Below are 11,044 nucleotides of genomic sequence, written 5' to 3'. Positions count from 1 at the left end.
TAAGACCAGAACAGAGTAAATCTGTTAAGGCAGGTGCGGAACCCCGCAAGGGAAAGAAGCAGAAACCCAAATCGTGAGGTTTGGGAATCACCGTCCGTTTACGGCGGTGAGGATGTCAAAATCTTTCCGTATAGCTCTGCGACCTCTATTAATCAGGCTACATCATCGAGAAGGGGATCGGGCATTAGTCAACCCCTTCAAGAAATAAAAATTTTTTGGGCTAGTTTGTTTCAAATCGCTCAAGATTCTAAGTTGTCATCTACAATGGAATTAGCGGAGACGAAAGTTTCCGTTCACTCCTCACACCACACTCCGTCCGGACAATGTTCGGGCGGTTTCTTATTGAACATACTCGATCTCTACAAATTCCCTGTTACACTATATGATCAAAGATTTCTTGGAATCTTTTTGCGTTCAAATGTACTACCATATGAGGGACATCACTTGTCTAAACGTTATTTGTTCACGTCCGAATCGGTGACAGAGGGACATCCCGATAAAATTTGTGACCAGATTTCCGATACTATTCTCGATGCTCTGTTATCCCAAGATGACCACAGTCGTGTAGCGGCTGAAGTGGTTGTCAATACAGGGTTAGTCTTGATTACTGGTGAAATCACCTCGAAAGCACAGGTTCATTTCGTCGATTTAGTTCGCAAGAAAATCGCTGAAATCGGCTATATCAACGCAGATAACGGCTTTTCCTCGAATAGTTGCACCGTTTTAGTCGCTTTAGACGAACAATCTCCCGATATTTCCCAGGGGGTCACGGCTGCTCAGGAAAATCGCGAACTTCTCAGCAATGATGAACTCGATAAAATTGGTGCGGGAGACCAGGGTATTGTCTTCGGTTTCGCTTGCAATGAAACCCCCGAATTTATGCCCTTACCGATTAGTTTAGCCCACCGCATCGCTCGCCGTTTAGCGGCAGTCAGAAAAACGGGTGAACTGTCCTATCTGCGTCCCGACGGTAAAACGCAAGTATCGGTCATTTATGAAGATGGTCGTCCCGTGGGTATCGATACTATCCTTGTTTCTACCCAACACGATGCTACTATCGGCGATATCACCGATAATGATCTCGTCCAACAAAAGATTAAAAGTGATCTCTGGGAAGCGGTAGTACAGCCGGTCTTCAGCGATTTAGAGATTAAACCCGATGCCAATACCCGTTATCTGGTTAATCCCACCGGAAAATTCGTCATTGGTGGACCCCAAGGCGACGCGGGATTAACGGGACGGAAAATTATCGTCGATACCTACGGTGGCTATTCTCGTCACGGTGGCGGCGCTTTCTCCGGTAAGGATCCTACCAAAGTCGATCGCTCCGCGGCCTATGCTTGCCGTTATGTGGCCAAAAATATCGTCGCTGCTGGTTTGGCCGATAAGTGCGAGATTCAAGTGGGTTATGCGATTGGGGTAGCTCGTCCGGTGAGTCTCTTCGTGGAAACCTTTGGCACTGGCAAAGTCGCTGATGATGTGATTCTGGACTTAATCAATAAATACTTTGAACTCCGTCCGGCCGGTATTATCCAAACCTTTAACCTGCGCGGTTTACCCAGTGAAAGAGGCGAGCGTTTTTACCAAGAGGTGGCCGCTTATGGTCATTTTGGTCGCAATGATCTCGATTTACCCTGGGAGCAAACCGATAAAGTCGCTATCCTCAAAGAAGCTTTGACTTCTGCGCTGGTATAGGGTTAAAAATTAACTGCAATTTTTGATTCAGGAATAGAGTTTCAGGCTCTATTCCTTTTTTGGACGGTTTTTAAACAGAAAAAGCTATATTTATCAGTAAATCGAATCTGTCTTTCTGTTTGTGTTCTTTGTGCCTTTGTGTTTATCCTTAACTCTTATGGGATAACCGGACAGCAAAAGGTTTAGTTTTAAATATTGATGATACTTTCAACACTTTAGCCTCCCTATTCTCTGGGTCTTCTTGTAGCTAAAAAAATGGGGAGCATCTCACATTTGCAGAAATACCGACAATCAGGTATTATCAGTGACTCTTAAATTGTTACAAATATATCAACAACTGCCTGTAAGCATCTCACAGAAAAACTAATGCGCTCTGGGGTTTGGGGGATAGAACCCCCCAAAAGCTTGGATTAAGTAATAAAATCGGAAGTAACACCCAATTTTAGCAGAGATTTTCCCTTTAAAAATCTCAATAAGATAACTGCTATATAGTTAAAATTGACAACTTAGGTTAAGATGATGCTAGGTTTCACCAGTTAAAGAGCTATGGATAACAAAGTTCTCGACGTTCGCCATCTCACCGTTGAATTTTCTAATCACAAAAGAACAACAGTCGCCGTTAATAACATTAGTTTTAGCTTGCAGAAAGGTCAAGTTCTCGGTTGTGTGGGGGAGTCGGGTTCGGGAAAATCCGTCACCTCCCTCGCACTCATGGGACTGGTTCCCTCTCCGGGAAAAATTACCGGGGGAGAAATTTGCTTTCGTCCGGCAAAAGGTCAGTCAATGCAAGCAGTAGATTTATTATCTATTCCCCTGGAAGAATTGCGTTATTATCGCGGGGGAGAAATGGCGATGATTTTCCAAGAACCAATGAGTTCTCTTAATCCAGTTTATAACATCGAGTTTCAAATTACAGAAGCGATTTTACTGCATCAAAAAGTCAGCACTGAACAGGCAAAAAATCAAGCAATCTCTCTACTGCAAGAAGTGCGCTTATTACCCAGTGATGAACAGTTAGAGGAGAAGTATATAGAAACTTTTCCCTTAGAAAATAAGGGTCATGTCAGAGAAAAAATTAGAACTTATATTCAGGAACAAAAAGAGGTAATTCTTAAGCGTTATCCTCACGAATTATCGGGGGGACAATTACAAAGGGTAATGATTGCCATGGCGATTTCTTGTAATCCTACTCTATTAATTGCCGATGAACCAACCACCGCTTTAGATGTGACTGTCCAAGCAGAAATATTAAGATTATTACGAGATTTGTGTAAAAGCGATCGAGAAATGTCAATGGTTTTTATCTCCCATGATCTAGGAGTTATTAACGAAATTGCCGATCAAATTGTCGTGATGTATCAAGGAGAAATTGTCGAACAGGGAACTAAAGAAGAAGTATTAAATTATCCCCAACATCCCTACACAAAAGGTTTACTTGCCTGTCGTCCACGCTTAAACTCTCGTCCCGAAAAATTGCCCACCGTCAGCGATTTTTTACAAGTGGAAAAAGACTCTCAAGGTAAGATTATTGAATTACAGGAAATTACTCCACCGGCAGTTAAATTTATTACTCTCCAAGAGGAAGAAAGCAGAATTGAAGGTTTACAGAATCACGAGAATATTTTATCGGTAGAAAATTTATCGGTTAGATTTCCAGTTAAGGGAGTTTTCGGGCAATTAAAGACTTTTTTTAATGCCGTAGATCAGATCAGTTTTACCGTTAAACAGGGGGAAACCCTCGGTTTAGTCGGTGAATCGGGCTGCGGGAAATCAACCCTAGCAAGGACAATTCTGCGCTTAATTCCTGCCACTTCTGGAAATATCTATTTCCGAGGAGAAAATCTCGCTAAATTAAACCCCAGCGATCCAAAATTAAGATTACTGCGACGGGAATTACAGATAGTTTTCCAGAATCCCTACAACTCCCTGAATCCCCGTTTATCCATTGGTAAAGCAATTTTAGAACCGCTGGTTATTCATCATACCGGCGGCAATTCCCAAAAGCAACGTGAACGAGTAGAATATTTATTAGAACGAGTTAAACTTGATCCTAATTGGTTTGATCGCTATCCCCATCAACTATCAGGAGGACAACGACAAAGGGTGTGTATTGCTCGCGCTTTAGCCTTAAATCCTCAGTTTATTATCTGTGATGAATCTGTCTCTGCTTTGGATGTTTCCGTGCAAGCGGGAGTCTTAAATTTACTCAAAGAATTACAGCAGGAATTTAATCTTTATGGTGATGAATAAAGGTAAAATTGAGGAAATGGGTACAGCTAACCAAATTATTAACTCTCCCCAAAGTGATTACACCCGTAAACTTATCGCTTCCATTCCCCAATTTACCGAAAGTCTTGCTAGTTAATTAGTACATTATGGTGATGAATAAAGGTAAAATTGAGGAAATGGGTACAGCTAACCAAATTATTAACTCTCCCCAAAGTGATTACACCCGTAAACTTATCGCTTCCATTCCCCAATTTACCGAAAGTATCGCTAGTTAATTAGTAACAACAAAACTTCATAATGCTTAACAGTGCAAAAGTTAAGATTTCCTGTATAAATTCTCTCCCTTGATCCTAAGCATGATATGTTGAGGAAACATTCAACTCTAACCAACTAAAATGATTAGAGTAATCAGGGAAAGCGCAGTGCAAATCTGCCACTGTCCCGCAGCTGTGATTAAGGATTATCCTTATTAGTCAGAATGCCTGAGGAATGTGCGACCAAATCTAGTCAAATCCGCGAGGTACGGAATGAATATCCAGAAATATTGCCGCTTAATTCTGATAGCGGTGCTGACTGTTCATCTATTAATTAATTCAGCCAATCCAGCGGCAGCTATGCACATTGCCGAAGGGTTTTTGCCTGTACAGTGGGCAGCTTTTTGGTGGATAATATCGCTTCCTTTTTTCATTTTTGGCTTACGTTCTTTAACTCGTATCACTCAAGAACATCCCGAACTTAAGCTATTGCTTGCCCTAGCTGGTGCTTATACTTTTGTTCTCTCAGCCTTAAAAATTCCCTCGGTTACAGGTAGTTGTTCTCATCCGACGGGGACAGGTTTAGGAGCAATTTTGTTCGGTCCCTTGACGATGACTGTTTTGGGAACTTTAGTGTTATTATTTCAGGCTTTGTTATTAGCTCATGGCGGGTTGACTACTCTGGGGGCAAATATGTTTTCTATGGCTATAATTGGACCATTAGTTGCCTATTGTATCTATCATTTGCTTCTAAAAACAGGACAACAAAGAGTGGCTATTTTTTGTGCCGCTGCCCTAGCAAACTTGTTCACCTATATAACCACTTCTATCCAATTAGCCTTAGCCTTTCCTGCGCTTGACGGTGGGTTTATGGCATCTTTTATCAAGTTTGCGGGAATTTTTGCTCTGACTCAAATTCCTCTAGCCATTAGCGAAGGATTACTGACATTATTGGTCTGGAATTGGCTAGAGTCTTACGGAAAAAAAGAGTTAGAGACTATCAAATTATTACAAGGGTAAGGCTGAATTATGAACCGATATTCTCTAAGAAATAATTGGCTTTTGGCTATGGCCGTAATTCTTCTAGCAGTTTTGCCCTTAGTTTTTGTGCAGGGCGAATTTAGCGGGGCTGATGACCAAGCAGAAACCGCAATCACTAAACTTAATCCTGAGTATAAATCATGGTTTCGACCTTTCTTTGAACCGCCTAGTGGTGAGGTAGAAAGTTTACTTTTTGCATCCCAAGCCGCCTTGGGGGCGGGGGTGATTGGTTTTGTTATCGGACTATATAAAGGAAGGACTGAAAAAGAACAATCTGCCTCCACAGAGGAGAATAGCAATTAGTAGAAATGAGCCATCTAATTGATAGTCTTGCTTACAAAAATCGTCTGCGTTGGTTGCCTCCAAATCCTAAGCTATTGTTGACGATAGTTCTATTAATTCTCTCGCTAATTTCCTCTTGGCCTGTGCAGTTACTCGTCGGTTTTTGGTTGACTATAGCAATTACTATCTATGCGGGGATTCCCCAAAGGACTTATCTGCGCTTGTTATCTTTACCTTTGGGGTTTTCTTTAATTAGTTTACCTGCTTTTATTATTAATGGTGTACCGTGGGATAAAAAATCAATAATTCAGCAGGATATTTGGCAAGGTCTGGGATTTTCTTTAGGTTATTTGTATCTCTATATTAGCCAAACAGGTATGGAGCAAGTTGGGTTTTTATTCCCCAGAATTTGGGCGATGACAAATTGTCTATATTTTCTAATTTTAACCACTCCCTTTATTGAAATCTTACAAGTTTTCAGACAATGGCGATGTCCGATTTTATTGACAGATTTATTATTATTGATGTACCGTTTTATTTTTAGCTTACTAGAAGTTGCTCAAGAAATTTGGACAGCACAAAATTCCCGTTGTGGTTATCAAAGTTGGTCAAGAGGAATGAAAAGTATTGGTATTTTGGGAGGGCAGTTATTCCAGCGAACTCTTAATAATTATCGTCAGATTTCTATCAGTTTAGAAGCGCGAGGATTTCAAGGAAGTTTAAAAATGTCTAGTTCCCGTTCTTATCAATCTCAAAGAAGATACATATTTGAAGCTTTATTCGGTTGCAGTTTATTGATTATTCTTAACTTAGTTATCAACTAAAATGACTCAAAATTTATTGGAATTTCAAAATGTTTCCTATAGTTATCCTTGTCTTTCCAGTCGAGCTATTAAAAATTTTGATCTTACAATTTCCGTGGGAAAAAAGTATGCTTTAATCGGACAGAACGGTTGTGGAAAAACTACCTTATTTCTTTTAGCTAGTGGTTTATATCAACCCCAGCAAGGTATAATTTATTGGCAAGGAAAACCCTTTCAATATAACCGCTCTTTTTTGGGAAATTTACATCAGCAAATTGGCTTAGTTTTTCAAAATCCTGAGCATCAGTTAGTCGCAGCCACTGTGGAAGAAGATATTTCCTATGGTTTAAATAATCTAGACTTACCTACCTCGGAAATTATCGACCGTGTGTGGGCAACCCTAGATAAATTTGCTTTAACTCCCCTAGCTTATGAACCAGTGCATCATCTTAGTTTGGGACAAAAAAAACAAGTTTCAATTGCTGATGTAATGGTGATGAATCCCACATTGCTTTTATTAGATGAACCCACGGCTTATCTAGATGCACGTCATAGTCAAAAATTACGAGAATATCTCGAACAAATTCATCAACTCGGCACAACAATTATCCTAGCAAGTCATGATTTAGATTTTGTCTATCACTGGGCTGATTGGATTTTTGTCATTGATGACGGACAATTAATTATTGAAGGAACTCCCAGAGAAGTTTTTGCTCAAAGAAAAACTATAGAAAAGTTACAACTAGGATTGCCCATCATTCTAACACTTGTGGAAAAGCTAGGAATTTTAGCGACACAAACAGGTAACATGAGCCAGAAAATCTTTGAACAATGGCAAGAATATTTACTGTCAAAATAGAGGCGAAAAAATCTGAGTTTCCAGCTGCGTTGCTAATCCCAATAAAGTGATTTCATCAGCAGGTTTACCCACTAACTGGATTCCCACGGGTAAACCTTGACTATCCACTCCCGTTGGTAAAGCAATCGCGGGTAGGCCACTCGCATTAGCAATGGGGGAAGGGGCAATCCAACGAATCATATTATTAACCGCTTCTTCTGGTGGTAAATTTTCCCACTCACCAATTCTGGGGGGTTGATGTAGGAAAATGGGCAAAAGTAAGACATCAAAATTATCAAACATCGCCACAATTTGCCGCGAAATAATGTGCATCTGCTGCACTGCTTGCAGGTATTCCCCAGCGCTGCCAGAATTGTCTAATAACCATTGATTAAGGGGACTTAATAACTCCTTCGGAATTCCTGTTGCCGCTGTACCCGCTTGCCAAATAAGGCTAAAAGGAGCGATTAAAGCCTGTAAATCGGGAGAATACTCCGTTAAATGATGCCCCATGTCCTCTAAATTTTTAGCCGTCTCGATAACAGCATTTTTATAGACGGAAGCCGCTTCACCGAAGGGGGATATGGAAGTAGAAAAAGCGATTCTTAGGGGTTTTACGGCTCTTTTGGTGGCTTCTAGGAAAGAAAAGGCGGGATCGGGTAGCCAGTAGGGATCGCCCGTCGTATAGCCCGAAATCACGGTAAGCAGCGCCGCCCCATCTGCCACCGTCTTAGAAAGAGTGCCGTTAGTGGCGATACCGCTTTGAAATTCCCCCACTGGGGCATAGGAAACGCGCCCACGACTGGGTTTTATCCCCACCAAACCGCAACAACCCGCCGGAGTACGCACCGAACCGCCACCGTCGGAACCCTGGGCAATCGGGCAGAAACCCGCCGCTACAGCTGCCGCTGCCCCGCCACTAGAACCTCCTGCGGTATAATCGCGGTTGAAGGGGTTACGAGTCGGCAAAAAACCCGGATTTTCGGTGTAGGGAAAGGAACCTAGTTGGGAAGTGGCAGTTTTGCCCAGAAGGATAAAACCCGCCCTTTTCATTCTGGTGACGATTCCTTCATCGTACTGGGCAATATTTCCCCGGAGGGCGGCGACTCCGTAACTAACGGGCATTCCAGCGACGGCATTTAAGTCTTTAATGGCGGTGGGAACTCCAAAAAAAGGCGGTAATTCGGCAGTATCGGCGATTTGACTTAATTGTTCCGTTTGGGCGCTGGCGGTTGCTAGGGCGCTTTCCCCAGCGACATGGACAAAACTACCAATTTGGCAGTCAAATTTCTCAATTCTGTCGAGGTATAAATGGGTTAATTCTAGGGGTGAGATTTGTTTAGTGCGAATCAGTTGGGCTAATTCTAGGGCAGATTTTGGCAATAATTCATCACTCATGAGCGATCGAGGTAAAATAGGTACGTGAAAATAATTATATTCTTTAATGATAGAGATGGTTTTAAAGGAAAATTGAAGTAAAAATTTCCCTATCCCCTATCCCCTCTTGTCTTGGAAAATTATGACTCCACAGTTAATTGAAATTCTCTCGGCTGACGAAATTCGTCGCACCCTTACCCGTTTAGCTTCCGAAGTTATCGAAAAAAGTGGCGATTTAAATAACTTGATTTTGATCGGTATCTACACGCGAGGAGTGCCTTTAGCTAATTTAATTGCTAGTCAAATTGAAAGCTTAGAAGGGGTAAAAGTTCCCGTGGGAGCGATCGATATTACCTTCTATCGCGACGATCTCGATCGCATTAAAACACGCACTCCTGCTAAAACCAAAATGCCCCTAGATGTCACGGGAAAAACTGTGATTTTAGTCGATGATGTTATCTATAAAGGTCGCACGATCCGCGCCGCTTTCAATGCTATTATTGAGTATGGCAGACCGCAAAAAATCCGCTTATTAGTGTTAGTTGATCGTGGTCATCGGGAATTACCAATTCACCCGGATTTTACAGGCAAAAAACTACCCACCGCAGCCGAGGAACAGGTAAAAGTTTATCTACAAGAGATTGACGGCAAAGATGGGGTGGAATTAATCAAATAAACAGGAGTTAAGACTATTAGTCAGGACGGGAAGTCGTGACTAATCCCCAGAGGAAAATAAACACGATCGCACCGATAATAGCGACAAAAATGCCCGGTATGCTTAAGGTAGAACCCGCTAGGGCAAAACTGCCAGTTTGAATCAAATTTAACAGAGTTCCCCCCACAAAAGCCCCGATAATTCCTAGCAAAGTCGTGGCCAAAATACCACCCCCCTGTCGCCCGGGATAAATAGCTTTTGCGATCGCACCAGCAATAAAGCCCAAAATTATCCAAGAAATGACATTAATCATGATTTTAATCCCGTTCAGTTAATTTTGTCTTTAATGTTTTCGATTGCGTCCTGGGCGGCGTTTTTCATGTCCTCCAACAAATTTTCTGCCTTATCTTTGACATCAGCTGCCACGTTCATTGCCGCTGCTTGTACCTGCTTTAATTCTCCTTCTGCTTTCATTTTCTCGTCGCCAGTTAATTCTCCAGCAGCCGATTGTACTTTCCCCTCGACATTTTTGGCAGCAGCCTTCATTTTGTCTTCGATGCTCATAAATTTTTCCTCGGTTAAGAAATTGTTATTGTTATTATTATAACACAAATGCGGTAATTACTGCCCTTTAAAAACGTAAATAAATCTTAAGTTTTTGGGAATATAGCGGTTCTCGCATATGTGCGGCACACTTAAACCTTTGCTGATTAAGCTGCTCAGGATCGGCAATGTACCTCTTGTGACTCAGAAACGCTATAATTATTATTGGTTTCGCCATTGAGAGAGATGTATATCTGGCCAGCCCTGCGCTTATTGTTAATTTTTTTGCCGTTTAAAAAACTGAACAAATTTAACCATCGAATCACCAGAGCCTGCTGAAGCTTTCAGCCTCTATATATTTGCTAAATACAAAAATAATCTATTTTTAGGGCAAGGTAAAAGCAGCAATTACGGGATAATGATCGGAAGGAATAAGATTCAACCAACGAGAACGATCGACTTTTGCCCAATCTAACTGCAAACGGCTATCATAATAAATTGTATCGATGGCTAAATAAGGGTTATCAGTGTAATTATTAAAGCTCATTTGTTCGGCTAATTCCAAATCTGCTAAAGCGTCCTTTAATTTAATTTCTGACTGGAGAGGTTGAGTTAAAATCTGACGGGGTAATTGCTGAGAATTAACATTAAAATCACCCGTTAAAAATAGGTAATCTTTTGTTAAATCTAGTTGACAAAAATGCTCTTGTATGCACTTAGCCCCTAAGTCCTTAGCTTTGTCGCTATAGTAATCGAGATGGGTGCTATAAAACTGCAAAGTTTGCCCCTCAAGAGTGCGAAATTTAGCACCTGTTACCATGCGGGGATAAGGATTACCCCAAGCTTCAGTGATACTGCCAATAATATCGGGAGTTTCCGATAGCCAAAATTCGTATATTTCTAAACATTTTAACCGACTTGGTTGATATAAAATCGCACAATGTTCATCTAATCCTGTCCCCCTGCGATCGCTGCCTAAGCTTTGGTATTTTGGCAATAAACGGTGTAGATCCAATAATTGATTAGCGCGAGCTTCCTGAGTACCAATTATATCGGGAGAATAGTGAGCAATTAAAGCCGCTACTGCTTCCCTTCTTACTCGCCAATTACGCTCATCGGGATCGGGTTTATCGTAGCGAATATTAAAGGACATTGCTGTTAGTTTCATAGGAAAATGGAGAATGAGGAAGGGAATAGGAAGTGGGAAGTGGGAAGTGGGGAAGTGGGGAAGTGGGGAAGTGGGGAAGTGGGAAGTGGGGAAGTGGGGAAGTGGGGAAGTGGGGAAGTGGGGAAGTGGGGAAGTGGGGAAGTGGGGAAGTGGGGAAGT

11 protein-coding genes, 1 pseudogene and 1 riboswitch are annotated in these 11,044 nt (G+C 41.6%); of the genes and pseudogenes, 8 read left to right on the top strand and 4 right to left on the bottom strand.

What is annotated here, in order from left to right; translation table 11 throughout:
* Positions 1-444 precede the first annotated feature (444 nt).
* The 7 genes and pseudogenes from metK to EWV84_RS13090 all read left to right on the top strand — a co-directional run bounded on the left by metK (position 445) and on the right by EWV84_RS13090 (position 7,163).
* Entirely contained in the window at positions 445-1,695 is a 1,251-nt protein-coding gene (gene metK / locus EWV84_RS13120; RefSeq protein ID WP_287078331.1) for a methionine adenosyltransferase, read from the top strand.
* A gap of 546 nt (positions 1,696-2,241) precedes the next feature.
* Positions 2,242-4,060: pseudogene (locus tag EWV84_RS13115) on the top strand (dipeptide ABC transporter ATP-binding protein).
* A gap of 10 nt (positions 4,061-4,070) precedes the next feature.
* Positions 4,071-4,199, top strand: a complete 129-nt coding sequence (locus tag EWV84_RS13110; RefSeq protein ID WP_287078330.1) for a hypothetical protein — start codon at positions 4,071-4,073, stop codon at positions 4,197-4,199.
* An 81-nt stretch (positions 4,200-4,280) separates the two neighbouring features.
* Positions 4,281-4,428: riboswitch (cobalamin riboswitch) on the top strand.
* Positions 4,429-4,451: 23 nt separating this feature from the next.
* Positions 4,452-5,198, top strand: coding sequence for an energy-coupling factor ABC transporter permease (locus EWV84_RS13105; protein WP_287078329.1), 747 nt, complete (start codon positions 4,452-4,454; stop codon positions 5,196-5,198).
* A gap of 9 nt (positions 5,199-5,207) precedes the next feature.
* Positions 5,208-5,522, top strand: coding sequence for an energy-coupling factor ABC transporter substrate-binding protein (locus EWV84_RS13100; protein WP_287078328.1), 315 nt, complete (start codon positions 5,208-5,210; stop codon positions 5,520-5,522).
* A gap of 5 nt (positions 5,523-5,527) precedes the next feature.
* Positions 5,528-6,325: a cobalt ECF transporter T component CbiQ gene (gene cbiQ, locus EWV84_RS13095; RefSeq protein WP_287078327.1), complete on the top strand. Its 798-nt coding sequence runs from the start codon at positions 5,528-5,530 to the stop codon at positions 6,323-6,325.
* Between the two features lies 1 nt (position 6,326).
* Positions 6,327-7,163 (top strand): energy-coupling factor ABC transporter ATP-binding protein, encoded by an 837-nt coding sequence (locus EWV84_RS13090; protein WP_158201055.1) that lies wholly within the window; start codon positions 6,327-6,329, stop codon positions 7,161-7,163.
* Here the strand turns inward: EWV84_RS13090 and EWV84_RS13085 are convergent.
* Positions 7,155-8,540: an amidase gene (locus EWV84_RS13085; RefSeq protein WP_287078326.1), complete on the bottom strand. Its 1,386-nt coding sequence runs from the start codon at positions 8,538-8,540 to the stop codon at positions 7,155-7,157. The two genes, EWV84_RS13090 and EWV84_RS13085, sit on opposite strands and share 9 nt — an antisense overlap.
* Before the next feature lie 121 nt (positions 8,541-8,661).
* Here EWV84_RS13085 and pyrR point away from each other — a divergent pair, with 121 nt between their 5' ends.
* Positions 8,662-9,195 (top strand): bifunctional pyr operon transcriptional regulator/uracil phosphoribosyltransferase PyrR, encoded by a 534-nt coding sequence (pyrR, locus tag EWV84_RS13080; protein WP_286825799.1) that lies wholly within the window; start codon positions 8,662-8,664, stop codon positions 9,193-9,195.
* 16 nt (positions 9,196-9,211) lie between these two features.
* On the opposite strand, the gene EWV84_RS13075 is transcribed toward pyrR, so the two are convergent.
* From EWV84_RS13075 to EWV84_RS13065, 3 genes are all read right to left on the bottom strand, one after another.
* Positions 9,212-9,487: a GlsB/YeaQ/YmgE family stress response membrane protein gene (locus EWV84_RS13075; protein ID WP_502692617.1), complete on the bottom strand. Its 276-nt coding sequence runs from the start codon at positions 9,485-9,487 to the stop codon at positions 9,212-9,214.
* Between the two features lie 14 nt (positions 9,488-9,501).
* Positions 9,502-9,738 (bottom strand): CsbD family protein, encoded by a 237-nt coding sequence (locus tag EWV84_RS13070; RefSeq protein WP_052278120.1) that lies wholly within the window; start codon positions 9,736-9,738, stop codon positions 9,502-9,504.
* 364 nt (positions 9,739-10,102) lie between these two features.
* Positions 10,103-10,885, bottom strand: a complete 783-nt coding sequence (locus EWV84_RS13065) for an endonuclease/exonuclease/phosphatase family protein (RefSeq protein WP_287078325.1) — start codon at positions 10,883-10,885, stop codon at positions 10,103-10,105.
* Positions 10,886-11,044: the final 159 nt, after the last annotated feature.

Origin of the sequence: Microcystis sp. M_QC_C_20170808_M3Col (assembly GCF_007095505.1) — a bacterium.
GTDB lineage: Bacteria > Cyanobacteriota > Cyanobacteriia > Cyanobacteriales > Microcystaceae > Microcystis.
The sequence above is the reverse complement of the archived record's forward strand: the minus strand, read 5'-3'. Positions and strand labels throughout refer to the sequence as shown.